This is a genomic window from Amycolatopsis sp. NPDC043887, assembly GCF_056435665.1.
Map to the genome: position 1 here is coordinate 91,411 of NZ_JBWKEB010000015.1, position 24,310 is coordinate 115,720.

Consider the following 24,310-nt stretch of genomic DNA (forward strand, 5'->3'; position numbering starts at 1 on the left):
GGTGGGAGGGGGGCCCCCGGCGATCCTTCGGTGGTGTTTGGGGGGTGCGGGGGTTTTCGGCACGAGCAACTTTTCCTCTTGGGTCTCTGGGGGGGGGGGGGGGGGGGGGGGGGGTTTTTGGGGGGAAAACCAAAAACCCCACCCACGACCACCCGTACCGACGCCTTACCGCCGGCGTTACGCCGACCGGCCGCTCCGAAGCCATCCGGTTGGACCTGTCGCACCACCGGAGCGAGCCCTACTCTCCAGTATTGAGAGTGACACAGGACACACCACGGTCTTGGGAGGCTCCATGGGGTGGCACGTTCGCGAAACGATCGACGAGGATCGACGCGAACGGCGAATCCGCCATGTCACCCGATGTCTGAGCTGCACGCTCACCTGCGTCCATTGTGGACTTCCCGCGCGATTCTCCGTTCCCCCAGGACATCCCGGCCTCGGCGTCGTCGAGCACCTACCGGGTGTGACCACCCCGGGCCTCCCGGATCTGGCTCTGCTGCACCGATTCTGCCGGGACACTCTCGCCGCGGAACCGGGGATCGCGCTCAGGCGTGCCTATCTCGGCCTGGCGACCGAACTCTTCGAAACGGGGCGGCGGATCCGCCGTCACCACAGGCTCGGCGTGCATCCGCCACGGCCGGGACATCTCGAGGCCTACCGAAAACGGTGGCGAGTGGCCAAAATGCGGTACGCCTGCAAGGCGTGCCGGTACTACACCGGCTCTCACTGAGCCGATTCTCCCCCGGAGGACTCGTGCTCGTTCGTCTCATCCTCGGTCTGCTCATCACCGTCGCCGGTCTCGCTTTCGCCGCCCGCCGCGCCGCCTGGCTCTACAAACTGATCCGCTCCGGCCAGCCGGACGAAAAACGCTCGGACGTCATGGCCGTCCGCGCGAAAACGCATCTGGCCGAAGTCTTCGGGCAGCGCAAACTGCTCAAGTGGTCGGTCCCCGGGCTCGCGCATCTCTTCACGTTCTGGGGTTTCGTGATCCTCGGATCGGTCTACGTCGAGGCGTACGGCGCCCTGTTCGACCACGACTTCCACATCCCGCTCATCGGGCACTGGGCGGTTCTGGGTTTCCTCCAGGACTTCATCGCGGTCGCGGTGCTCGTCTCGCTCGCGGTCTTCGCGGTCATCCGGATCCGCCAAGCACCCGAACGGAAAGACCGCGCGTCGCGGTTCTTCGGCTCGCACACCGGCGGCGCCTGGCTGATCCTGTTCATGATCTTCAACGTGATCTGGACGATGTTCCTCTTCCGGGGCGCGTCGGCCGCGGTCGGCGTCTTCCCGTACGAGTCGGGCGCCTGGGTTTCCCTTGGCGTGGGCGAACTCCTGGAGCCGCTGGGTCCGTCGGTCACCGAGCCGCTGGAGACCGTCGGGTTGCTGCTGCACATCGGCGTGATGCTGGCGTTCCTGTCGATCGTGCTCTACTCCAAGCACCTCCACATCTTCCTGGCGCCGGTCAACGTCACGGCGAAGCGGCTCCCGGACGCGCTCGGCCCGCTGCTGCCGATGGAATCCGGCGGCAAGCCGATCGACTTCGAGGATCCGGGCGAGGACGACACGTTCGGCCGCGGCAAGATCGAGGACTTCACCTGGAAGGGCATGCTCGACTTCGCCACCTGCACCGAATGCGGGCGCTGCCAGTCGCAGTGCCCGGCGTGGAACACCGGGAAACCCTTGTCCCCCAAGCTGTTGATCATGGATCTGCGCGACCACCTCTTCGAGAAGGCGCCGTACATCCTGGACGGAAAGGAGGCGCCTGAAGGGCGTCCCCTCGTCGGTCCCCAGGACGACGGCGGCGTGATCGATCCGGACGTCCTCTGGTCCTGCACCACGTGCGGCGCCTGCGTCGAACAGTGCCCGGTCGACATCGAGCACGTCGACCACGTCGTGGACATGCGCCGCTACCAGGTGATGATCGAGTCGGCCTTCCCGAGCGAACTCGGCGTGCTGTTCAAGAACCTCGAAACCAAGGGAAACCCCTGGGGCCAGAACAACTCCGACCGCCTCGCGTGGACGAAGGACCTCGGCTTCGAGGTGCCGATCTTCGACGGCGAACTCGCCGACGACGTCGAGTACGTCTACTGGGTCGGCTGCGCGGGCGCTTTCGACGACAACGCCCGCAAGACCGTCCGCGCCACCGCCGAGCTGCTGCATCTAGCCGGGGTGAAGTACACGATCCTCGGCACCGACGAGTCGTGCACCGGCGACCCGGCGCGCCGCTCCGGCAACGAGTTCCTCTTCCAGATGCTCGCGCAGCAGACCGTCGAGACGCTGAACGCGGTGTTCGAGGGCCGTGAACCGGGTACCCGCAAGATCGTCACCACCTGCCCGCACTGTCTCAACACCCTCGGCCGCGAGTACCCGCAACTGGACGGGCACTACGAGGTCCTGCACCACACGCAACTGCTGAACCGCCTCGTCCGCGCGGGCAAGCTGACGCCGGTCAAGCCGGTCGACGCCGGCCCGGTGACCTACCACGACCCGTGTTACCTCGGCCGCCACAACAAGGTCTACGAACCGCCGCGCGAACTCGTCGGCGCGACCGGCGCGACGCTCAGCGAGATGCCCCGCCACGCCGACCGCTCGCTCTGCTGCGGCGCCGGCGGCGCGCGGATGTGGATGGAGGAGCAGATCGGCAAACGCATCAACCTCGAACGCGTCGACGAAGCCCTCGGCACGGACGCGGAGACCATCGTCACCGGCTGCCCGTTCTGTCGCGTGATGCTGAACGACGGCCTCGTGCAGCGGCAGAGCGAGCAGCGTGGCGAGAACGTCACCGTGCGCGACGTCTCCCAGCTCCTGCTGGAGACCGTGCGGGAGCGGGACCGGACCACCACGGAGATTTAAGGCACCGGGTGGCGGAGCTGAGATGTATGCCGGGAACGGCCACAACGCGTGAACCCGCCCGGCCGAAGGCCCCGCTATCGCGGTGGCAGGGCGCCCTTCCTCCTCGGCCTGACCGGTCCGGCCAGGCCGCGTCCTGCCGACGTCGATCGCGGACGCGGGTTCACCCAGAGATTTAAGGCACACGAGAGTTGGAAGTTCGGCACACCGAACTCTAAACTCGCGGTATGGCGAATCTGCGCAAGACCGTGTGCGCGCTGGCGTCGTCGACGGCACTCGTCCTGTCCGCGTGCGGCGGCACGGGCGACGCGACGAGCGGCGGCGGGGACGACAAGCGGCCCGTCGTACTGACCACGTTCACGGTCCTGGCGGATATCGCCTCGAACGTCGCGGGCGACAAGCTCCGGGTCGAGTCGATCACCAAACCCGGCGCCGAAATCCACGGCTACGAACCCACCCCGGACGACATCAAGAAGGCCGCGAAGGCCGACCTGATCCTCGACAACGGGTTGAACCTGGAGGCGTGGTTCGCCCGGTTCGTCAAGGAGAGCGACGCGCCGCACAAGGTGGTCAGCGAGGGTGTCCAGCCCATCGCCATCGGCGAAGACGCCTATCAGGGAAAACCGAACCCGCACGCGTGGATGTCCCCGACGAATGTGGGTATCTACGTGGACAACATGGTGAAGGCGTTCAGCGAGCTCTCCTCCGGCGACGCCGCCGCGTTCAAGGCCAACGGCGACGCCTACAAGGCGAAACTGAAGGAGGTGCGGGACGAGATGACGGGTGCGCTGAGCGGTCTGCCGCGGAACGAACGAGCGCTGGTCACCTGCGAAGGCGCCTTCTCGTATCTCGCGCGCGACACCGGCCTCACCGAGCGGTACATCTGGGCGGTCAACGCCGAACAGCAGGCCACGCCGCAGCAGATCACCCGCGCCATCGAATTCGTCAAGCAGAACAAGGTCCCCGCGGTGTTCTGCGAGTCGACCGTCTCCGACGCCCCGATGCAACAGGTCGTCTCCGCGACCGGTGCCGCGTTCGGCGGCGTCCTCTACGTGGATTCCCTGTCCGGTCCGGAAGGCCCGGTGCCGACCTACCTCGACCTCATCCGCCACGACTCGAAGACGATCGTCGCCGCCCTCACCGGAGCGAAGCCGTGACAGCCGCGATCCGCGTCGAAGGCGTCACCGTGCACTACGGCGACGTCCTCGCGCTCGACGGTGTCGACGTCACTCTCGAACACGGGCACGTCTGCGGACTGGTCGGGATGAACGGCTCCGGCAAGTCGACGCTGTTCAAGACCATCATGGGCATGGTCCGGCCGGACACCGGCACGGTGTCGATCGACGGCGGCACCCCCGCCCGCGCCCGCAAGACCGGCGTGATCGGGTACGTGCCGCAGAGCGAGGACGTCGACTGGTCGTTCCCGCTGTCGGTGCGGGACGTCGTGATGACCGGCCGCTACGGGCGGCTCGGCTTCACGCGGCGGCCGCGCCGCGCCGACCACGAAGCCGTCGACCACGCGCTGGAGCGGGTCGAACTGACCGAACTCGCCGGACGCCAGATCGGCCAATTGTCCGGCGGGCAGCGCAAACGCGCCTTCGTCGCGCGCGGCATCGCGCAAGGCGCCCGTGTCCTTCTGCTGGACGAGCCGTTCGCCGGCGTGGACAAGCGGTCCGAAGCCACGATCACCCGCCTGCTCAAGGAACTCGCGGCCGACGGCGCCGCGGTCCTGATCTCCACGCACGATCTGCACGCGCTGCCGGGACTGGCCGACGAGGCGATCCTGCTGATGCGCAAGGTGCTCGCGCACGGCTCCCCCGGCGAGGTCCTCCGGCCGGAGAACCTCGCGCTGGCCTTCGGACTCGATGTCCTGCAACGGGAAGAAGAACCCGCGTGAGTCTCTACGACCTGTTCCTCGAACCGCTGAGCTACGACTTCATGGTGCGGGCGCTGGCGTCCACGGTCATCGCGTCGGCGGTCTGCGCGGTGCTCTCCTGCTGGCTGGTGCTGATCGGCTGGTCGCTGATGGGCGACGCCGTCTCGCACGCGGTGCTGCCCGGCGTCGTGCTCGCGTACGTCCTCGGCGCGCCCTTCGCGCTGGGCGCCGTCGTCTTCGGATTCCTCGCCGTGGCGCTGATCGGCGTCGTCCGCGACACCAGCCGCGTCAAGGAGGACGCCGCGATCGGCATCGTGTTCACCACGCTGTTCGCGCTCGGGCTCGTGCTGATCTCGGTGACGCCGAGCCAGACCGATCTGAACCACATCATCTTCGGCAACCTGCTCGGCGTCGACACCTCGGACCTGATCCAGATCGGCGTCCTCGGCGCGATCACGCTCACCCTGCTGGTGCTCAAACGCCGCGATTTCACCTTGTACGCCTTCGATCCCACGCACGCGCACGCCATCGGGCTGAACCCGCGGGTGCTCGGCGCCGCACTGCTCGGCCTGCTCGCGCTGACCGCGGTGGTGGCATTGCAGGTGGTCGGCGTGATCCTCGTGGTGGCGATGCTGATCATCCCCGGCGCGACCGCGTACCTGCTGACCGACCGGTTCGGCCGGATGCTCGTGATCGCGCCTTCGTTCTCGGTGCTCGCGGCGGTGACCGGGCTGTACCTGAGCTATCACCTCGACACCGCGTCCGGTGGGATGATCGTGCTGGTCCAGGGCGCGGGGTTCACGCTGGTGTACCTGTTCGGGCCGCGGCACGGGATCGTCGGGAAGCGGCTGGCCAAGCGGCGACGGGAAGCCGCCCGGGTGGCGTAACCGGACAATCACCCCGCGCTCTGTGTCTCTCGTGACATGGGTTGACGCCTTCCCTTAGGTTAGGCTCCCCTCATGTCTACGGAAGACGCGCTGCTCACCGGCCATGACCTGGTGCTCGCGCACCAAGAGCGGGCCGTGGTGGACGGCGTGTCCTTGTCGCTGCGCGCCGGCGTGGTGACCGCGCTGGTCGGTCCTAACGGCTCCGGCAAGTCGACGCTCCTGCGTTCGCTGGCGCGGCTGCACAAACCCCGCGAGGGCGGCGTCCGCCTCGGGGAACGCGCCGTCTGGGGCGGGAACGCGTTGTCCGGCAAGGAGTTCGCCCGGCGGGTCACGTTGCTGACCCAGCACCGGCCCACGCCGAGCGGCGTTTCGGTGCGCGACGTCGTCTCCTACGGCCGGTACCCGTACCGCTCGGGCTGGCGCGGGGTCGACGTCGACGGCGCCGCCGCGATCCGCCGCGCGATGGAGCTGACCGGGGTGACGCCGATGGCCGAACGCGGCGTCGACGAGCTCTCCGGCGGCGAACTCCAGCGTGTCTGGCTCGCTTCCTGTCTCGCCCAGCAGACCTCCGTGCTGCTGCTCGACGAGCCCACCAACCATCTCGACCTGCGCTATCAGGTCGAGATCCTCGACGTCGTCCGCGATCTGGCCAACGAAGGCGTCGCGGTCGGCGTGGTGCTGCACGACCTCGACCACGCGGCGATCATCGCCGACGAGGTCGTGCTGCTGAGCGAGGGAACCATCGTGGCCACGGGTGACATCGGGCAGGTGCTCACCACCGAGCACCTCTCCCAGGCCTACGGCGTCACCGTCCACGTCGCGAACGACCCGGTGACGGGCGCGATCCACTGCAGGCCACTCGGGCGGCATTCGCCCAGGCCTGCCTGAGAAATCCAGGAAGAACCATGCGTTTGCTGACCCCTGCCGCCCTCGTCGCGGCGGCAGCCCTGCTGCTGTCCGCCTGCGGCACCACCGAGAACACCGCGGCCGCGCCGAGCGACACCGCCGCCGCGAGCGGACCGGTCACGGTGACCGACGCGCGCGGAAAGGCCGTCAACCTCAAGGCCCCGGCCAAGCGCGTCGTCGCGCTCGAGTGGGGCGAGGCCGAGATGGTCGCGTCGCTCGGGGTCATGCCGGTCGGCGCCGCGGACGTCGCGGGCTACAACGTCTGGGACAAGGCCGCCCCGCTGACCGCCGAGGTCAAGGACGTCGGCAAACGCAACGAGCCCAGTGTCGACGCCATCGTCGGGCTGAACCCCGACGTCGTCATCATCGCCGACGAGCGCGACTCGACCCTGGTCCCGCAGATCGAGAAGTACGTGCCGGTCGTGGTGACCAAGTCCAGCGACGCGAGCCGGAACTTCGACCGCCTGCGCGAGGACTTCAAGCTGATCGCCAAGACGGTCGGCAAGGAGGCCGAGGCGGACAAGCAACTGTCCGAAATGGACGCCAAACTCGCCGAGGGCAAGAAGGCCGTCGAGGCCAAGGGCGCCGCGGGCACCCCGTTCCTGATGGCCGACGGCTACCTGGAAGGCAGCACCGTCAGCATCCGCCCGTTCGGCAAGGGCTCGCTGGTCTCCGACACCGCCGAGGCCGTCGGCCTGAAGAACGCCTGGACCGGCAAGGTCGACCCGCAGTGGGGTCTCGGCCAGACCGACGTCGAGGGCCTGACCGCGATCACCGACCCGAAGACCGTGCTGTTCTACAGCGCGTCGGAGGAAGACGTCTTCACCACCGGGCTCGCGCAGAACGCCGTCTACCAGCGGCTGCCGTTCGTGATCTCGAAGAAGATCCACAAGCTGGAGGCCGGCACGTGGACCTTCGGCGGGCCGAAGTCGGTCATCATGACAGCCGACCAGATCGTGAAGGCCATCACCGCCTGATGACCAAGGAACTGCGCGCGCCGCAAGCCGTGCGCACCGCGGTGGTGTCGGCGGGGCTGGTGGTGCTCATCGTCGTCCTCGCCGGCGTCCACTTAACCCAGGGCACCTCGACGTCCGGTCCGCTGGACGTGGTGAAGGCGATCTTCGGCCAGGGCGACGCGCAGACCCTCGCGGTACTGGAGGGTTCGCGCGTCCCCCGGCTGCTCGCCGCGTTGCTGCTCGGGGTCGCGCTCGGCGTCGCGGGCGCGGGAATGCAGTCCGTGGCACGGAACCCGCTCGCCTCGCCCGACACGCTCGCGGTCAACGCGGGCGCGCATTTCGCCGTGGTGGCCATTTCCGCGTTCGGGCTTTCGCTGCCGCTCGTGCCGGTGGGCGGGGCGGCGTTCGCGGGCGGGCTCGCCGCGGCCGTCATCGTGCTGGGCCTGGCGGGAGGCGGTTCGGCGAGTCCGCGGCTGGTGCTCGTCGGCTCGGCGGTTTTGCTGGCGCTCCAGTCGGTGACCATCCTGCTGCTGCTCCTGTTCGAGCAGGAGACGTCCGGGCTGTTCGCCTGGGGCAGTGGTTCGCTCACCGTTTCCGATCTGCGGGCCACCGCCCAGATGACGCCGATCGTGGTGATCGCCGTGGCTGCGCTGATCGCGATGGGCCGCAAACTCGACGTCCTCGCCCTCGGCGACGACAACGCGACCGTGCTCGGCCTGCGGGTGCGCCGGACCCGGGTCGGCGCGGTCGTGCTGACCGTCGCGCTGACCGCGGCGGCGGTGACCGTGGCCGGACCGGTCGGGTTCGTCGGGCTGAGCGCGCCGGTGATCACGCGGCTGCTGCTGCCGATCGCCAAACACCGCGCGCTGCTGCCGGTGTCCGGGCTGGTCGGTGTGGTGACGGTGCTCGGCGCCGACGTCGTCCTGCGGGCGATCATGGGTTCGGCCGCCGCCGTGCGGGTGCCGACCGGTGTGGTGACCACGATCGTCGGCGCCGTCGTGATGGTGTGGCTGGCGCGGCGGGGGCGGGGCAGCGGCTCACGCCGTCCCGCTCCGGCAGGACGGGTCGGGGTCGCCGGATCGACCCGGCGGCTCGTGGCCATTTCCGTCGTGCTGGTGGCGCTGCTCGCCGCCGTCCCGGTGGCAGGCCTGATGCTGGGCGACCGGATGGTGCTGCTCGGCGACCTCGCGAACTGGGTCACCGGCAACACCGGGACCGCGCTGACTTTCGTGCTGGACCAACGACTTCCGCGGGTGCTGGCCGCGCTGCTCGCCGGTGCCGCGCTGGCGGTCTCGGGCTGCGGGATCCAGTCGGTCAGCCGCAACCCACTCGCCGAACCCGGTCTGCTCGGCATCACCGCGGGCGCCGGGCTCGGCGCGATCACGCTGATCACCATCGTCCCCGCGGTCGGAGCCTGGTCGATCGCCGGTGCCGCCGGCGTCGGCGCGACCGTGGTGTTCTTGCTGGTCTACGGGCTGGCTTGGCGGTCGGGGCTGGATTCGGACCGGCTGGTGATCATCGGCATCGCGGTCTGGTCGGCCGGGATGGCGCTGATCACGCTGCTGATCGTGGTCTCCGACCCGTGGAACTCGGCCAAGGCGCTGACCTGGCTTTCGGGGTCGACCTACGGCCGCACGCTGGAACAGGTCGCACCCGTGGCACTGGCGCTCCTCGCGCTGACGCCGTTGCTGTGGATCAAGCACCGGGAACTCGACCTGCACGCCCTCGACGAGGACACCCCGCGCGTGCTCGGGATGCGCATCGAACGGTCGCGGCTGGTCGTGCTGGCCGCCTCCGGGATCCTGGCGGCCACCGCCGTGTCCGCGATCGGCGTGGTCGCGTTCGTCGGGCTGGTCGCGCCGCATCTGGCGCGTTCGCTCGTCGGCGGACGGCACGGCCGGGTGATCCCGGTGGCCGCGGCGCTCGGGGCGCTGCTGGTGAGCGTCGCGGACACCCTCGGGCGGACGGTCATCGCGCCGGCCCAGATCCCGGCGGGCCTGGTCATCGCGATGGTCGGGACACCGTATTTCGTGCTGGTGCTCTGGAAGACCCGGCCGTAGAAGTCCGTGAAGGCCTCCTTCCCTACCCTCAAGGTAGGGAAGGAGGCCTTCACGGAACTACAGGGCCTTCTGCAGGTGGGTGGCCAGCAGCTTCGTGAAGCGGGCGGGGTCGCCCAGTTCACCGCCTTCGGCGAGCAAAGCCATGCCGTACAACAGTTCCGCGGTCTCGGCGAGTCCGTCGTTCTCGCCCTGCGAGGCGAAGGCGTCCCGCAGCCCGGACACCAGCGGGTGGCCCGGGTTGAGTTCCAGGATCCGCTTGATCTGCGGCAGTTCCTGGCCCATCGCGCGGTACATCTTCTCCAGCGTCGGGGTGACGTCGTTCGTGTCGCCGACGATGCAGGCGGGCGACGTCGTCAGCCGCGACGAGAGCCGCACCTCCTTGACCTGGTCGGAAAGGGTCTTCGTGAGCCAGGTCAGCAGCCCGGAGAACTCTTCCTTCTGCTCGTCGGTGGTGTCGGAGTCGAGTTCGACCTCGCCCTTCGCGACCGACTGGAACTGCTTCTCCTCGTAGCCGGGGACGGCGTCGACCCACATCTCGTCGATCGGGTCGGTGAGCACGAGCACCTCGTAACCCTTGGCCTGGAAGGCTTCCAGATGCGGGGAGTTCTCGATGCTCTGCCGCGACTCGCCGGTCAGATAGTAGATGTGCTCCTGGCCGTCCTTCATCCGCTCGACGTACTCGCGCAGCGACGTGAGCTTCTCCGGGTCGTTCGTCGAGGCGAACGAGCAGATGTCGAGGATCGCGGTGCGGTTCTCGTGGTCGTCCAGCAGGCCTTCCTTGACGGCGCGGCCGAACTCCTTCCAGAACGTCTCGTACTTGTAGGGGTTCTCGTCGGCCATCAGGGTCTTGACCGTCGAAAGGACCTTCTTGACCAGCCGTCGGCGGATCAACTGGATCTGCCGGTCCTGCTGCAGGATCTCGCGCGAGACGTTGAGCGAGAGGTCCTGAGCGTCGACGACGCCCTTCACGAAGCGCAGGTACTCCGGCATCAGCGCTTCGCAGTCGTCCATGATGAAGACGCGCTTCACATACAGCTGGACGCCGCGTTTGCGCTCCCGCATGAACAGGTCGAGCGGCGCGTGGCCCGGCAGGAACAGCAGCGCCTGGTACTCGAAGGTGCCCTCGGCCTGGAGCCGGATCGTCTCCAGCGGGTTGTTCCAGTCGTGCGCGACGTGCTTGTAGAACTCGTTGTACTCGTCTTCGGTGACGTCGCTGGAGGGGCGGGCCCACAGCGCCTTCATCGAGTTGACCGTGACGACCTCGTCGCCCTCGGTCATGCGGATCGGCCAGGTGATGAAGTCCGAGTACTTCTTGACGATCTGCTTGATCTTCGTGGCCGAGGTGTAGTCGAAGAGCTGGTCTTCGGCGTCCTCGGGCTTGAGGTGCAGGACGACCGACGTGCCCTGCGGCAGGTCCGGCACCGTCTCGATGGTGTACGTGCCCTCACCCTCGGACTCCCAGCGGACGCCCTCGTCCGATCCGGCGCGGCGGGTCAGCAGCGTGACCTTGTCGGCCACCATGAAGCTGGCGTAGAAGCCGATGCCGAATTGGCCGATCAGATCCTGCGAAGCCGCGGAATCCTTGGTCTCTTTCAGTTTCTTCAGGAATTCGGCGGTGCCGGATTTCGCGATCGTGCCGATCAGCGCCACGACGTCGTCCCGGCTCATCCCGATTCCGTTGTCCCGCACGGTCAGGGTGCGGTTTTCGGGGTCGGTCGCGATCTCGATGTGGAGATCGTCGGTGTCCGCCTGGAGGTCCTTGTCGCGGAACGCTTCGAGGCGGAGTTTGTCCAGTGCGTCGGAGGCGTTGGACACCAGTTCCCGCAGGAAGGTGTCCTTGTTCGAGTAGATCGAGTGGATCATCAGCTGGAGCAGCTGACGTGCCTCCGACTGGAACTCGAGTGTTTCGGCAGAGGTTGTCACGCGCCGATATTACCCAGCGTGGAACGGGCTCAGGCCAGCCTCCGCCTGGCCACTTCGACCAGCCCGTCGCCGATGGCCCGTTCGATCGTCGTGACGCACGCCCGGCCCTCGGTCTCGACCGTGGCGATGACGTTGCCGAAATGCGGGCCGGACACCTTGGACCAGGTCAGCGGGTCGGGTGCGACGCCGCCCCGGCGGGCCCAGCGCCGCGCGATCGACGCCACCGGCGACGACCACGTGGCGGCGAAGGCCAGCCGGAGCGGGCGCGGCATGGCGTTGTGGACCGGGGAGCAGGTGAGCTGGAAGACGGTCGAGGTCACCGGCTCCGGATAGCGCGCCTCGGCGATGTAGGCGTGATGGACGTCGCCGGAGAGCACCGCGATGGTGGCGGGCGGTTCGTCCCGGCGTCCCTCACGCGCGATCATGGCGGCGAGCCGGTCGAACGACGCCCGGAAAGACGCCCAGTGCTCGAGGTCCGCGGCCTGGCGGATCCGCTCCGCGAGCCGTCCGCGCCACCCGGGACGGTCGCAGGCACGCTCGTTCAGAGCCTGCAGATGGGAGACGACCGGAGGCAGCAGCCACGGCAGCGAGGAGCCGATCAGCAGGTGGTCGCACGGCGCGGCGGCGTTGTTCTCGATCCAGTCGAATTCGTCGTCGTCGACCATGCACCGGGCACCGCCCGTCAGGATCCGCCCCGCCCGGCTGTCGATGACCAGCAGCCGTACTCCACCGAAGTCGCGGCGATAGCTCCAGCGCGCGCCTTTGGTGCCGTCGCGGTCGTCGTCTGCCTCGTCGGCGAACGCGGTGAGCAGGCCGGCGTTGTCCCCTCCCGAGGTGAGGGCCTTCTGGAAGGTCGCGTCCTCGGCGAGTTCGGCGGGGCCGAGGTTCCCGAGATGCTGGTAGACCCAGTACGACATGATCGCCCCGCGCAGGCGCTCCTGCCACCACGGCTGGGCGCGCATCCGCTCCCGCCAAGGGTGCGAGGTGTTCCAGTCGTCGCGGACGTCGTGGTCGTCGAAGATCATCGACGTCGGCACGGTGGACAGCAGCCACCGGATCGACGGCTCACCCCAGGCTTCGAGGTAGAGGTGGGTGTACTCCTCGAAATCCTTCACCTCGGTCCCGGGCGGCTTCGAGATGTCACGACGCCGGGAGAGCCATTCCCGCGTCTCGTCGGTGGTCTCGTCGGCGTAGACCTGATCGCCCAGCATCAGCAACGCCTGCGGCCACTCGGTTTCCGCGCCGGCCGCCATCCGGCGGGCGTACGCGGCCAGCGCGTCCGGGCCGAAGGCGTCGTCTTCGTGCGGTTTGCGGCACGAGCCGAACACGAGCCGGACCCGCGACTCGTCCTCGGGCAAGGTCCTGATCCGGCTCGGCGGGAACCCGGAATCAGGCAGAGGCCAGGCCTTTTCGCCGTCGACGCGCACTTCGTATTCGGTGCTGGTGCCGGGTTCGAGACCGGTCAGCACGAGCAGGGCGTAGTGGTGGCCCTTGATCTCGAACGTCCTCGCGGTCGTGCCGAGTACTTCGACCTCACTGGCCGTGCCGGTCTCGACCCACACCGTCGCCGACGTCTCGTCGACATGCCGCAGCAACGGCCCCAGGCGCAGACTCATTCCCGAAACGGTGCCACAACGAAGCCAAGATCGTGCGCTGAGCGGAGCCTCAGCCGAGCCGCGAGAAGATTTCGCGGATCTCGGCCAGCGCCTCAGCCCGTTCCGCGTCGTCGTCTTCGTACCAGCCGTCGGCGGCCCGGTCCTCGACGATCGCCTCGGGGGTGAATTCCTTGCCGAACCGGTAGTGGCCGACGCAGTAGGCGAACCCCGACTCCCTCAGCGGGTCCAAGCCTTCCCGGCGGCAGTGCTCCAGGAAGCCGTCGGCCTGCGCCCACCGCTCGCCGTCGAACCAGAACACGCCACCGGCGTAGTGGATCGACGCTCCCGTCTCCGTGTCGACGAGGTTCAGCGACTCGTAGTTCTTGGGGCGGTTCCGCACCAGCGCGACGAGGTTTTCGGGAACGCCGCCGTAGAGCGCCTCCTGCGCCGAGTAGTCGTCTTCGGCGGACAGGTTCAGCGCCGACTCGTGGTCGAAGGTCAGCAGCAGCGCCTGCTTGTCCGGCGTGAAGTACCAGACGGCCGACTGCCCGCCGCCGTCGTTCCAGGCGAATCGCTCCGCGCCGTCCACCTCGACCGGCGTGATCTCGGTGATCGCGTCGATCACCACGGCACGCCGCCGCACCTCTTCGAGGGATGTCGCACCGAGGGCCGCCCAGATCTCTTCGCTCACCGGCGCAGACTATCGGCCCGCGGGCCCCGTCCAGCCGTCGGGCACGTGGCCGATCCGGATTCGCTGCGGGTGGTCGCCGACCGGGACGGACTTCACCGTCGCGCCGGTCGCGAAGTCGATCGCGGTCACCTGGTCCGAGCCGCTTTCCGAAATGACGCAATGCTTTCCGTCGCCGCTCACGGTCGCCCAGTAGGGCTTCGCGGCGGTCACGAGCTGTCCTTCTCGCAGGCTCGCACGGTCCACAATGGTCGCGTAGTCGTCCATCGTCCCGGCGACGCAGAGCTTGTCGCCCGCGGGACTCATCGAGAGCCCGTGGTGGCGCGAATCGTTGACCCAGGTCGTGCGGTCCTCACTGGTGTTCGGGTTCTTCGGCAGCGTCTTCGACCTGGTGATCCGGTCGGTGGCGACGTCGTATTCGAGGAGCCCGTTGAAGAACGACACCTGGAAGTACAGCTTCGCCTCGTCGGGGGTGAACGCCACCGGCCGGACCGCGTCGGAGAGGTCCTTGCGCCCGAAGGCGTCCAGGCGTTCGCGCATGTCGATCACCTTGACCTGCTGAAAGGTGTTGGCGTCGACCACGGTGAGCTTCCGGTCGCCCTTGGTGAAGTCCTGCCACGGCGCGTCGAGCGCGGTGTTCACCTCGCCGATCGAGCTGTTCCAGAGGTAGCGGCCGCCGTCGGTGTAGGTGTTCTCGTGCGGTTTGTCGCCGGTCTTGAACGAACCGAGCTGCCGCCCGGTCTCGATGTCGAGCACGTGAACGGTGTTCGACGTCGAAGCGGAGACCGCGATGCTGCGGCCGTCCGGCGACACCGCCATGTGGTCGGACCGGAAACCCGACACCGGGAACCGCCAGTTGACCCTGCCGGTGGCGAGGTCGATCGACACGACGTCGGCGAAGCTCGGGCGGGACGCGACGACCGCGCGGCCGTCCGGGGTCGTGTAGAGGTCGTCGACGAGCTGGTCGTGTCCCTCGCCGACGCCGTTGCGGATGCCGAGGAAGAACGCGAGTTTGATCGGGTTCAGGTAGATCTCGGTGAGCCGTTCGTCCTTGTCCGGCACCATGTTCACGCGCGCGATCTTGGCGTAGTCCCCGGAGGGCGCGATGACGTCCGCGGTCCCCTCCCAGTTGTTGCCCACGAACAGGACCTGTCGCAGTTCGTCCGCCGCGGCGGCGGGCGCCGAGCCCACTGCCGCGGCGAGGCAGGTCACGAGGACGGTGTTCAGCAACCGGCGTTTCCGCATCGGGCGCACCTTTCGGCGAGGGCCTGTTACCTTTCGGTAGCTCACAGGAAACCAACCGGCCGGACACCCTCGGTAGGGGACGGTCGCCAAGGACCGCCGGCTTCGTTGTGCACCGGGCACAATCCGCGCGGGAAGGCGGTGGCGATGGCGCACCGGTCGCTCCACGACGTGCTGCGGGAGATGGCGGCCGACGCCGGCGTCGTCGACGAAGTGGTCCGGGCCGCCCGCACGGAGTCGCCCGAAGTGGCGCGATTGCCGGTGGACGAGAACCGGCGGCACGTCGCGATCGTGCTCGCCGCCGGGCTCGCTTCGTTCGACCGGCCGGGCGGAGCCGGGGAGCAGGACTACGCCGCGGCCGCCGTGCTCGGCGCGGACAGGGCCGCGCAGGGCGTGCCGCTCGCCGCGCTGCTGCGCGGGGTGCAGGCGGGCCGCAGCCGCGCGGTGGAGATCGCCGTCGAACGCGGCAAGGCGGCCGGGGTGCCGGACGACGTCATGCTGGCGGCGCTGGTCGATTTCGACCGGAACACCCGCGCGCTCGAACGCCAGGTCATCGCCGGGTATCACGAAGCCGAACTCGAACTCTCCCGCACGGTGCACGACAGCCGCGCCCGGTTGCTGCGGCGGCTGCTGGGCGGCGACACGACGGCGCCTTCGGCCGAGGAGGTCGCGAACGCCGGGCTGAACCCGGGCGGGCGCTACCACTGCCTGCTCTCCGACGTCGGCGATCCGTACCAGGCACGCGTCGTCGAGCGACGGCTCGGCGCGGCGGGTGGCGTCTTCGGCCTGGTCGAAGGGCGGCTGGCCGGGCTGGCGCCGCGGCTCCCCACCCCGTCGGCGCTCGGGGACGACGTGCTCATGGTGGCCTCCCCCGCCGTCCCGCTCGCCGAGGTCCGCGGCACGTACGCCCTGTGCGTGATGGCCCTGCCGACAGCCGCGCGGTCCCGCGGTCTGCACGCGGTGGCGGATCTGGCCGTGGAGACCGCGCTGGCCGCCCAACCGAGGCTCGCCGCACTGCTCGAAGGCACCCTGCTGAACGCGCTGACGCCAGGTGATCCCTTCCACGAACAACTCGTCTCGACCGCGCTGGCCTACCTCGACCACGGGCGGCGGCTCGACCAGACGGCCGCCGCGCTGCACGTCCACGCGAACACCGTCCGATATCGGCTTTCCCGGCTGGGCGAGATCACCGGAACGTCGCTCGACCCGCCGGAGGAAGACGGCGGAGCGCATGTGAGGCACACCGTCAGCTGGTGGTGGGCGCTGCGCACGTGGCGATCGGGCTGAACCGCCGGAGCCCCTCGTCCGTGTAACCCGATGAAGGCAGTCCACCCCGGAAGGAACCCGCCTTGTCGGTCTTCCCGCGTCCCGCACTGGCCGGCCTGCCCGGCGACCGGACGACAGCCCGCGAGATCGCGTCCAGCGCGGCGACGACCGCGTCCGCGGTGCTCGTGCTGTTCGCCCTGCTCGCGCCGGACGACCTCGATGGGCTGACGCCGGAGGCGTTCGTGCGGCTGCCGGTGGAGGCGCTGCTCGGGGTGGCGGTCGTACTCATGCTGCGCGACGGCGCGCGACGCGTCGTCGCGGTGTCGGCCGGCACGCTCCTCGGGTTCCTGACCGTGCTCAAGGCCATCGACATCGGTTTCGGGCTCGCGCTGAACCGGCGGTTCAACCCGGTGTTCGACTGGGGTGTGCTCGGCAACGGTGTCGACCTGCTCGGCACGTCGATCGGCCGGGCGGGCGCGCTCGCGTCGTTCGCCGGGCTGACGCTGCTGGCCGTGGTCGTGATCGTGCTGATGGCGCTCGCCGTCCTGCGGTTGAGCCGGGTGGTGGCCGGACGGCGCACCGCGTCGACCCGGGTGACGGCCGTGCTCAGCGTGCTCTGGATGGTCTGCGCGGTCACCGGCGCGCAACTCGCTCCGGGACAGCCGTTCGCGTCACGCAGCGCGGTCGCCTTCGCCTACGACGACCTCCGCCAGGTGCGAGCCGGTATCCGGGACAGAGAGGCCTTCGCCGAGGAGATCGCCGTCGACGCTTTCCGTGACACTCCGGCTTCCGGGCTGCTGAACGCGTTGCGGGGCAAGGACGTGCTGTTCACCTTCGTCGAGAGCTACGGGCGAGTGGCCGTCCAGGACTCGGACATCGCGCCGAAGGTCGACGCGGTTCTCGACGCCGGGACGGCGCGGCTGAAGAACGCCGGATACGGCTCGCGCAGCGCGTTCCTGACCTCGCCGACGACGAGCGCGGGGAGCTGGCTGGCGCACTCGACGTTCCAATCCGGGGTCTGGGTCGACAGCCAGCACCGTTACGACGACTTCGTGAAGACCGACCGGTTCACCCTCGGCGGCGCGTTCAAACGGGCGGGCTGGGAGACGGTCGGCGTCGTCCCGGCGCATACCGAGGACTGGCCCGAAGGCAAGGTCTACGGCTACGACCGCTACTACGACTCACGCGGCATCGGCTATCGCGGCCCGCCGTTCTCCTACGCCACGATGCCGGACCAGTTCACGCTTTCGGCTTTCCAGCGCGCCGAACGCGCGGAGGCGGACCGTCCGCCGCTGATGGCGGAGATCGACCTCGTCACCAGTCACTGGCCGTGGACGCCGCTCCCCCGCATGGTCGACTGGGCCGCCGTCGGGGACGGGTCGATCTACAAACCCATGCCCTCGCAAGGGAAAACGCCCGAAGAGGTGTTCACCGACCCCGCCAAGGTGCGCGGCGCGTACGGCAACTCGATCGCCTATTCGCTGAACTCGCTCATCTCGTACGTGGAGACGTACGGGGACGACGATCTCGTGCTCGTGTTCCTGGGCGATCACCAGCCGAACCCGATCGTCGCCGGCCCGGGCGCGGATCACGACGTCCCGATCACGGTGGTCACGCGGGACAAGGCGGTACTCGGCAAGATCGCCGGCTGGAACTGGCAGGACGGCCTGAACCCGGACCGGAACGCGCCGGTGTGGAAGATGGACGCGTTCCGGGACCGGTTCCTGACCACCTTCGCTCGCTGAAACCCCGCATTCAGAGGACTAAATGCGGGTGGCGTCGCGATACCGGTCGGCCAACTCGCGCAAGTAGTCGACTAATTGCGGGGGTTCGGTGACGCGGAAAGGGCAGTTGAGCAGTCCTAAGTGGACAGCCATTGTCTCGATGCTGTCCGCGCCGGTGCGCAGGACGCACGTGTTCGCGTCGACGGCCTCCACGGTCCCGACGGCCGGGTTGATCCGCGCGGTCACCTCCTCCGCGGACGCGTGCACGGTGACCTCGGCCCGGTAGCGCCATGCGGCGGACGAGACGCCGCGCCGCACCCGGTCCGTGACGTCCTCGGGCAGTTCGCGCGCGGTGAACCGCGGACCGGTGGGGACGCGCGGCGTCAGCCTGTCGACGCGGAACGTGCGCCAGTCGCCGCGGTCGAGGTCCCAGGCGACGAGGTACCAGCGGCGCCCCCAGTTCACCAGGCGATACGGCTCGACCTTGCGGACGCTTTCCGAACCGTCGTGGGTCAGGTAGCCGAACCGCAGCACCTCACGATCGCGGCAGCACGCCGTCAGCACGGTGAGCGTCTCGGCGGCGACACGCGGGCCGGGCTCGTCCCTCGGCACCGGGACCGTGTACGCCTGCAAGGCGTTCACCCGGCGGCGCAACCGGGACGGGAGTACCCGCTCCAGCTTGGCGAGCGCGCGCACCGACGTCTCCTCGACACCCGCGATGGTGCCGCCCGCCGCGGTGCGCAGGCCGATCGCGACGGCGACGGCCTCCTCGTCGTCCAGCAGCAACGGTGGCAGATCGGCGCCCGCGCCCAGGCGGTATCCGCCGACCGAACCGCGGGTCGCGTCCACCGGATAGCCGAGCGCGCGCAGCCGCTCGACGTCGTTGCGGATCGTACGGGGGCTGACCTTGAGGCGTTCCGCCAGTTCAGTACCGGTCCAGTCACGGGGAGTCTGCAGGAGGGAGAGCAAACGGAGTAGTCGTGCCGAAGTTTCCAACATTTTTTCAGGATGCTCCTCCTTTAGGAACGGAACGTTCCTAATGAAACCCTACCTTGGTCTCATGAACGAAAACACCGAGATCAAGCCCTTCCGCGTCGAGATCCCGCAGGCCGAGCTGGACGACCTGGCCGACCGCCTGGCCCGCGTCCGCTGGGCGAACGAACTGCCCGCCGACCAGGTGACCGACGGGGTGCAGCGCGGACCGGTCACGCCGGGCTGGGAGTACGGCGTGCCCCTGGAATACGTGCAGCGGCTCGTGTCGTACTGGCGCGAGGACTACGACTGGCGCAAGTGGGAGGCGAAGCTCAACGAGTACCCGCAGTTCACCACGGAGATCGACGGGCAGAACATCCACTTCCTGCACGTCCGCTCGCCGGAGCCGGACGCGAAGCCGCTGATCCTCACCCACGGCTGGCCGAACTCGGTCTTCGAATACCTCGACCTGATCGACCAGCTGACCGACCCGCGTTCCCACGGGGGCGATGCGGCCGAAGCGTTCCATGTGGTCATCCCGTCGCTGCCCGGGTTCGGCTTCTCCGGCCCGACACGCGAGAAGGGCTGGAACCGGTACCGCACCGCTCAGGCTTGGGCCGAGCTGATGCGCCGCCTGGGTTACGAGCGCTACGGCACGCACGGGAACGACGCCGGTTCGTTCGTCGCCCCCGAGGTCGGCCGCGTCGACAAGGACCACGTGATCGGCGTGCACGTCACGCAGCTGTTCTCCTTCCCCAGCGGCGACCCGGCGGAGTTCGAGGGCATGACCGAGAAGGAACTGGAGTACATGCAGTTCCTCCAGACCTTCAACGACGACATGTCCGGCTACGCCAAACTCCAGGAGAGCGCGCCGCAGAACCTCGCGCACGCGCTGGCCGACTCGCCGACCGGGCAGCTGGCGTGGAGCGCGCAGCTGCTCTCGGCCACGAGTGACGACCACGTGCTCACCAACGCCACGCTGTACTGGCTCACCAACACCGCTGCCTCGGCGGCGCGGTTCTATTACGAGGACAAGCACAGCGAGCACCCGGCCGAGCCGACGACCGCGCCGACCGGGCTGGCGAGTTTCGCCTACGACTTCCGGCCGCTGCGGCGCTTCGCCGAGCGGGACCACGCGAACATCGTTTCGTGGCAGGAATTCGACCGCGGCAGCCACTGGGCGACGCAGGACGCGCCGGATCTGCTGGTCGGCGACATCCGGCAGTTCTTCCGCAAGCTGGCGTGACCCTCGTGAGTGGTGAGGACGGTTCTAACCGTCCTCACCACTCACGAGGTCACTCGGCCATGCGGTGCAGCAGGAAGATCCCGTTCAGCAGCGGCCTGTCGAGCCGCTGCCGGTCGGTCGCCACATACTCGTCGAGGATGTCGAGGATGCGGTTGTCGAGTTCGGTGGCCTCTTCCGGCGAGAGGTGCAGCGCGAACCGCTCGACCACCCGCACCGAACCCGGCCCGGCCTCGCGGAGTTCGTCCTGGAAGGCCTCGATCGGCCCGAACCGGGTGTCTTCGTCCTCGCCGTTCAACGGCCCGTCCAGCCACCAGGACTTGCCGGCGCTGCGGTAGGGCTTCTCCAGCGCGCCGCTCGCCCCGGTGCGCACCGGGGCCTGCTCCAGCAGACCGGCCTCGGTGAGCTGCCGCACGTGGTAGAGCACGGTTCCGGGATCCTTGTCCAGCCTGACGGCGAGTTCCTTGTTGGTCAGTTCCCGCTCGCCGCAGAGCCGGAGGATGCGCAGCCGCAAGGGATGACCGAGCGCCTTGGCCTCACGCGCCGTCGCCTCGCGCCGCCGGTCCGCGACCCTCGCGGCGACCTGATCGTCCATGACCGCAGCGTAGCCGACCGATGGAGAAGAGAAACATCGATGGAGTTTTCTCAATCGATGTGCGATCCTCCATCGGTGACCTCGCTCGGGACCCCCTACTGGCGGCTGTGGAGTTCGTCGGGGCTGTCGAACCTGGCCGACGGGATCGTCAAGATCGCGCTCGGACTGGTGGCCGTCCAGTTCACCCGGTCGCCGGCGCTCATCGCGGGGCTGGCAACCGTGTCGTCCTTGCCGTGGCTGGTGTTCGCCCTGCACGCCGGCGTGCTCGCCGACCGCGTCGACCGCCGCCGCGCGATGCTCGCCGCCAACGTGGTCCGCGCGAGCCTGCTCGCCGCGCTCGCGGCGGCGATCGCGCTGGGACACGGGTCGATCTGGCTGCTTTACGTCGTCGCGCTGGGTCTCGGGCTCGCCGAGACGGTCCACGACACGGCCGCGCAGGCGATCCTCCCCCAGGTCGTCGGCCGCGAACGGCTGACGCGGGCCAACAGCCGCCTCTACGCCGCCGAACTCACGGCGAACGAATTCGCCGGCCCGCCACTGGGCGGTTTCCTTGTCGCCGCAGGGTCTTTCGCCGCGTTCGCCGCGCCATCGGCGCTCTGGATCGTCGCGATCGTCGCACTCTTCTTCGTCCCGGGCTCGTTCCGCGCCGAACGGACGCGGGACACGAGCGTGCACGAAGATCTCGTCGAAGGTCTGCGTTTCCTTTGGGAAAACCGGATTCTCCGGATCCTGGCGATCATGGTCGGCGGGTTCAACCTCGCCACGAGCGCGGTGATCACGCTCTTCGTGCTCCACGCGGTGGGACCGTCGTCGGCGATGGGCCTGTCCGAACAGGCCTACGGTTTCCTGCTGGCCACCATCGCCCTCGGCAGTTTCGCGGGGTCGTTCGCGGCCGAGCGGATCGAACTCGCGCTCGGCCGTTCCCGCGCGTTGGTACTCAGCCTGCTCACCGGCGCCGCGTTCGCGGGAATCCCGGCGGTGACCGCGAATCCGTACGTGATCGGCGCGGTCTTCTTCCTCGGCGGGGCCGGGGTCATGGTGTGGAACGTCGTCGTCGTTTCACTGCGGCAGCGGATCATCCCGGACCATCTGCTCGGGCGGGCCACCAGCGGCCACCGGCTCGTCGCGTGGGGCACCAAACCACTGGGCGCCGCGGCGGCCGGGCTGTTCGCGGAGACCTTCGGGCTACGACCGGTGTTCGCGGGCGCGGCCGCCGTGATCCTGACGCTGGTGCTGCTCACCCCTCGTGAGTGGTGAGGACGGTTAGAACCGTCCTCACCACTCACGAGGCGGTCAGCCTGGCAGCACCGACTGCACGGCCTCCGGGGTCCGAGCGACGACGGTCGTGCCGTCGTCGGCGGTGATGATCGGCCGCTGGATCAGCTTCGGATGGGTGACCAGCGCCTCGATCCATCGATCGCGGTCGACGGGTGTGCGCCCCCACGTCTTCAGCTCGAGTTCCTTCGCGATCGGCTCGGCGGTGCGGGTGATGTCCCACGGCTCGAGGCCGAGCCGCTTGAGGACGGCCTTCAGTTCTTTCGCCGTCGGCGGCTCTTCGAGGTACTTCCGCACGGTGTACTCGGCTCCCGCCTCGTCCAGCATCGACACCGCGGACCGGCATTTGGAACACGCCGGGTTCACCCAGATCTCCATCCGGGGCCACCTCCCTTCGAAAAGCGCTCACTCGGTGAGCACTTTGCTTCCGATGATGGTCACAGACGTTACGACGGAAGGAACCCGGCCATGGACGAGACCACCTTCACCGCCGCCTCTCCCGCCGAGTGGCGCGCTTGGCTGGCCGAGTACGCCGGGACCGCGAAGGAGGTCTGGCTGGTCATCCGGCACAAGGACAGCGGCGTTCCCAGCGTCCGCATCGAAGAGGCGATGGAGCAGGCCCTGTGTTTCGGCTGGATCGACGGGCTGCACCGCAAGAACGACGCCACGAGCTCCCGGCTGCGGTTCACTCCGCGCAACCCCAGGAGTTCGTGGAGCCGGGTCAACCGCGAGCGGGCCACTCGCCTGATCGCCGAGGGACTGATGACCGAACGCGGGCAGGCGATGATCGATCTCGCCAAGGAGAAGGGCCGCTGGCAGGTCGTGCCGGACGGCGACGGCGTCCCCGAGGACCTGCGCGCCCGGCTCGACGCCGACGAGGCCGCCCGCACCCATTTCGAGAAGTTCCCGCCATCGTCGAAAAGGCTGATCCTGGAATGGATCCTGACGGCGAAGAAGCCGGAGACCCGGGAGCGGCGGATCGCCAGGACTGTCGAGCTCGCGGCCGTGAACCTCCGCGCCAACCACCCGGTCCGGTGACTCAGTTCCGTTCGCGGCGGGCCACGAGGAGGGCGATGTCGTCCTGCGCCGGCGTGGCGCCGACGAGCGCGGCCATCACCCGCGCGCACACCACCGAAGGCGGATCGGTGGTGACCACGCCGGCGAGCCGTTGCAAACCGACGTCGATCAGCTGGTCCCGGCGCTCCACGAGACCGTCGGTATAGAAGGCGAGCACGCCGCCGGGCGGCAGTTCGATCTCGGTTCTTCGTCGCCGCGGTCCGGTGACACCGATGGGCGGGTCGACCGGGGCCTCGACGAACACCGAAGGGCTGTCGGGCGCGGCGAGCACCGGAGGCAGGTGCCCGGCCAGCGAGATCACCGACCGGTCCCGCGAAGCCGACACCGACCCGTAAACGACGGTGGCCAGCGCTCCCGGCTCGAAATGCTGGACCTTCCGGTCCAGTTTGGACAGCACTTCCGCCGGGTCGTCCGATTCGAGCGCGTAGGCGCGAAGGGCGCTCCGCAACCGTCCCATGATCACCGCGGCGTTGAGGCCGTGCCCGGCGACATCACCCATCACGATGCCGAGACCGCCGTCCGGCAACGGGAACAGGTCGTACCAGTCACCGCCGACGCCGGGCTCGGTCCCCGGCACGTACCGGGCGGCGAACTTCATCCCGGGGACGGCGGGCAGCCGCGCGGGCACCAGGCTCCGCTGGAGCGCCGCCGCGGCCGCGCGATCGCTGGCGGCGACGTCGATCTGCACCTCCAGCGCGAGCCGCGCGGCCACCAGCCGCAGCAGCTCGACGTCGGTCTCGGAGAACTCCCGCGCCGTCACCGACCCGACGTGCAGGACGCCGACCAACTCGTCTTCGGCCAGCATCGGCACACCGAGCAGCCTGCGCAGCCCCCGTTCCCACAGGAGCGCGTTCACCACCGTGGTCTCGTCCACGCGGTCGATGATGACCGGCCGCCGCTGCTCGGCCACCCGTCCCGCGAAACCGGCTCCCACCGGGATCCGGACGTCCTGGTAGACCTCCTCCTCGATCCCGGAGGCGGCGATGGCCTGCAGTTGCTGCACTGTGGGGTCGAGCCGGAGCACCGTGGCCGTGTCCACCCCGAGGACTTCGCGCACGCGCGCCAGGATCGTGGCCATCACCTTGTCCTGACCGAGTTTCCCCAAGGACGTGTCGGTGATGGCCTCGAGCACCTTGAGCCGCTCGTCGGCGGTCGGGGTCTCGGACATGCGCAGA

At 68.9% G+C, this 24,310-nt stretch carries 21 protein-coding genes; 13 read left to right on the forward strand and 8 right to left on the reverse strand.

Annotated elements, in window-relative coordinates; all coding sequences use genetic code 11:
- The first annotated feature begins 463 nt into the window (after positions 1-463).
- From AC069H_RS33145 to AC069H_RS33180, 8 genes are all read left to right on the forward strand, one after another.
- Complete coding sequence (locus AC069H_RS33145) at positions 464-730, forward strand: hypothetical protein (RefSeq protein WP_478234952.1); 267 nt, start codon at positions 464-466, stop codon at positions 728-730.
- 23 nt (positions 731-753) lie between these two features.
- Entirely contained in the window at positions 754-2,853 is a 2,100-nt protein-coding gene (locus AC069H_RS33150; RefSeq protein WP_478234953.1) for a heterodisulfide reductase-related iron-sulfur binding cluster, read from the forward strand.
- A 224-nt stretch (positions 2,854-3,077) separates the two neighbouring features.
- Positions 3,078-4,007, forward strand: a complete 930-nt coding sequence (locus tag AC069H_RS33155; protein WP_478234954.1) for a metal ABC transporter substrate-binding protein — start codon at positions 3,078-3,080, stop codon at positions 4,005-4,007.
- Positions 4,004-4,747, forward strand: a complete 744-nt coding sequence (locus AC069H_RS33160; protein WP_125796300.1) for a metal ABC transporter ATP-binding protein — start codon at positions 4,004-4,006, stop codon at positions 4,745-4,747. Before AC069H_RS33155 ends, AC069H_RS33160 begins: the two co-directional genes overlap by 4 nt.
- The gene (locus AC069H_RS33165; protein WP_478226841.1) at positions 4,744-5,613 is read left to right on the forward strand and encodes a metal ABC transporter permease; all 870 of its coding nucleotides are present in this window, start codon (positions 4,744-4,746) and stop codon (positions 5,611-5,613) included. Before AC069H_RS33160 ends, AC069H_RS33165 begins: the two co-directional genes overlap by 4 nt.
- 72 nt (positions 5,614-5,685) lie before the next feature.
- Positions 5,686-6,501, forward strand: coding sequence for an ABC transporter ATP-binding protein (locus tag AC069H_RS33170; RefSeq protein WP_034317853.1), 816 nt, complete (start codon positions 5,686-5,688; stop codon positions 6,499-6,501).
- 17 nt (positions 6,502-6,518) lie between these two features.
- Positions 6,519-7,496, forward strand: a complete 978-nt coding sequence (locus tag AC069H_RS33175; RefSeq protein WP_478234955.1) for an ABC transporter substrate-binding protein — start codon at positions 6,519-6,521, stop codon at positions 7,494-7,496.
- Positions 7,496-9,535 (forward strand): iron ABC transporter permease, encoded by a 2,040-nt coding sequence (locus AC069H_RS33180; protein WP_478234956.1) that lies wholly within the window; start codon positions 7,496-7,498, stop codon positions 9,533-9,535. Before AC069H_RS33175 ends, AC069H_RS33180 begins: the two co-directional genes overlap by 1 nt.
- A 57-nt stretch (positions 9,536-9,592) precedes the next feature.
- Here AC069H_RS33180 and htpG read toward each other — a convergent pair whose 3' ends face one another.
- Genes htpG through AC069H_RS33200 form a run of 4 tightly spaced genes read right to left on the reverse strand, consistent with a single transcriptional unit; the run spans position 9,593 to position 14,986 of the window.
- Entirely contained in the window at positions 9,593-11,458 is a 1,866-nt protein-coding gene (htpG, locus tag AC069H_RS33185; protein WP_478226838.1) for a molecular chaperone HtpG, read from the reverse strand.
- A gap of 29 nt (positions 11,459-11,487) precedes the next feature.
- The gene (locus AC069H_RS33190) at positions 11,488-13,074 is read right to left on the reverse strand and encodes an alkaline phosphatase D family protein (protein ID WP_478234957.1); all 1,587 of its coding nucleotides are present in this window, start codon (positions 13,072-13,074) and stop codon (positions 11,488-11,490) included.
- Positions 13,075-13,123: 49 nt separating this feature from the next.
- A complete protein-coding gene (locus AC069H_RS33195) occupies positions 13,124-13,744 on the reverse strand; it encodes a hypothetical protein (protein WP_478234958.1) in 621 nt (206 codons plus the stop codon).
- A 9-nt stretch (positions 13,745-13,753) separates the two neighbouring features.
- Entirely contained in the window at positions 13,754-14,986 is a 1,233-nt protein-coding gene (locus AC069H_RS33200; RefSeq protein WP_478234959.1) for a YncE family protein, read from the reverse strand.
- A 144-nt stretch (positions 14,987-15,130) separates the two neighbouring features.
- On the opposite strand from AC069H_RS33200, the gene AC069H_RS33205 reads away from it, so the two are divergent.
- Both AC069H_RS33205 and AC069H_RS33210 read left to right on the forward strand, forming a co-directional pair.
- Positions 15,131-16,270, forward strand: a complete 1,140-nt coding sequence (locus AC069H_RS33205) for a PucR family transcriptional regulator (protein WP_478234960.1) — start codon at positions 15,131-15,133, stop codon at positions 16,268-16,270.
- Between the two features lie 62 nt (positions 16,271-16,332).
- Positions 16,333-17,994 (forward strand): sulfatase-like hydrolase/transferase, encoded by a 1,662-nt coding sequence (locus AC069H_RS33210; RefSeq protein ID WP_478234961.1) that lies wholly within the window; start codon positions 16,333-16,335, stop codon positions 17,992-17,994.
- Between the two features lie 18 nt (positions 17,995-18,012).
- Here the strand turns inward: AC069H_RS33210 and AC069H_RS33215 are convergent, their stop codons facing one another.
- Positions 18,013-18,972 carry a helix-turn-helix transcriptional regulator gene (locus AC069H_RS33215; RefSeq protein WP_478234962.1) on the reverse strand — a complete coding sequence of 320 codons (960 nt, stop codon included), beginning with the start codon at positions 18,970-18,972 and terminating at the stop codon, positions 18,013-18,015.
- A 61-nt stretch (positions 18,973-19,033) separates the two neighbouring features.
- Here AC069H_RS33215 and AC069H_RS33220 point away from each other — a divergent pair, with 61 nt between their 5' ends.
- Positions 19,034-20,191 carry an epoxide hydrolase family protein gene (locus AC069H_RS33220; RefSeq protein ID WP_478234963.1) on the forward strand — a complete coding sequence of 386 codons (1,158 nt, stop codon included), beginning with the start codon at positions 19,034-19,036 and terminating at the stop codon, positions 20,189-20,191.
- 49 nt (positions 20,192-20,240) lie between these two features.
- Here the strand turns inward: AC069H_RS33220 and AC069H_RS33225 are convergent, their stop codons facing one another.
- Positions 20,241-20,783 (reverse strand): ArsR/SmtB family transcription factor, encoded by a 543-nt coding sequence (locus tag AC069H_RS33225; protein ID WP_478226830.1) that lies wholly within the window; start codon positions 20,781-20,783, stop codon positions 20,241-20,243.
- Positions 20,784-20,858: 75 nt separating this feature from the next.
- Between AC069H_RS33225 and AC069H_RS33230 the strand changes: the two genes are divergently transcribed.
- Positions 20,859-22,040, forward strand: a complete 1,182-nt coding sequence (locus AC069H_RS33230) for an MFS transporter (protein WP_478234964.1) — start codon at positions 20,859-20,861, stop codon at positions 22,038-22,040.
- Between the two features lie 36 nt (positions 22,041-22,076).
- Here the strand turns inward: AC069H_RS33230 and AC069H_RS33235 are convergent, their stop codons facing one another.
- On the reverse strand, positions 22,077-22,436 hold the full coding sequence (locus AC069H_RS33235) for an arsenate reductase family protein (RefSeq protein WP_478226828.1): 360 nt from the start codon (positions 22,434-22,436) through the stop codon (positions 22,077-22,079).
- Positions 22,437-22,526: 90 nt separating this feature from the next.
- Here AC069H_RS33235 and AC069H_RS33240 point away from each other — a divergent pair, with 90 nt between their 5' ends.
- On the forward strand, positions 22,527-23,096 hold the full coding sequence (locus AC069H_RS33240; RefSeq protein WP_478234965.1) for a YdeI/OmpD-associated family protein: 570 nt from the start codon (positions 22,527-22,529) through the stop codon (positions 23,094-23,096).
- Between the two features lies 1 nt (position 23,097).
- Here AC069H_RS33240 and AC069H_RS33245 read toward each other — a convergent pair whose 3' ends face one another.
- Entirely contained in the window at positions 23,098-24,303 is a 1,206-nt protein-coding gene (locus tag AC069H_RS33245; RefSeq protein ID WP_478226826.1) for a PP2C family protein-serine/threonine phosphatase, read from the reverse strand.
- Positions 24,304-24,310 lie beyond the last annotated feature (7 nt).

Bases quoted from the DNA above. Each gene is read 5' to 3' on its own strand.
- AC069H_RS33220 (WP_478234963.1), top strand. From the start codon at position 19,034: ATGAACGAAAACACCGAGATCAAGCCCTTCCGCGTCGAGATCCCGCAG.
- AC069H_RS33180 (WP_478234956.1), top strand. From the start codon at position 7,496: ATGACCAAGGAACTGCGCGCGCCGCAAGCCGTGCGCACCGCGGTGGTG.
- AC069H_RS33170 (WP_034317853.1), top strand. From the start codon at position 5,686: ATGTCTACGGAAGACGCGCTGCTCACCGGCCATGACCTGGTGCTCGCG.
- AC069H_RS33200 (WP_478234959.1), bottom strand. From the start codon at position 14,986: ATGCGGAAACGCCGGTTGCTGAACACCGTCCTCGTGACCTGCCTCGCC.
- AC069H_RS33175 (WP_478234955.1), top strand. From the start codon at position 6,519: ATGCGTTTGCTGACCCCTGCCGCCCTCGTCGCGGCGGCAGCCCTGCTG.
- AC069H_RS33235 (WP_478226828.1), bottom strand. From the start codon at position 22,436: ATGGAGATCTGGGTGAACCCGGCGTGTTCCAAATGCCGGTCCGCGGTG.
- AC069H_RS33215 (WP_478234962.1), bottom strand. From the start codon at position 18,972: ATGTTGGAAACTTCGGCACGACTACTCCGTTTGCTCTCCCTCCTGCAG.
- AC069H_RS33190 (WP_478234957.1), bottom strand. From the start codon at position 13,074: ATGAGTCTGCGCCTGGGGCCGTTGCTGCGGCATGTCGACGAGACGTCG.
- AC069H_RS33245 (WP_478226826.1), bottom strand. From the start codon at position 24,303: ATGTCCGAGACCCCGACCGCCGACGAGCGGCTCAAGGTGCTCGAGGCC.
- AC069H_RS33240 (WP_478234965.1), top strand. From the start codon at position 22,527: ATGGACGAGACCACCTTCACCGCCGCCTCTCCCGCCGAGTGGCGCGCT.
- AC069H_RS33225 (WP_478226830.1), bottom strand. From the start codon at position 20,783: ATGGACGATCAGGTCGCCGCGAGGGTCGCGGACCGGCGGCGCGAGGCG.
- AC069H_RS33205 (WP_478234960.1), top strand. From the start codon at position 15,131: ATGGCGCACCGGTCGCTCCACGACGTGCTGCGGGAGATGGCGGCCGAC.
- AC069H_RS33155 (WP_478234954.1), top strand. From the start codon at position 3,078: ATGGCGAATCTGCGCAAGACCGTGTGCGCGCTGGCGTCGTCGACGGCA.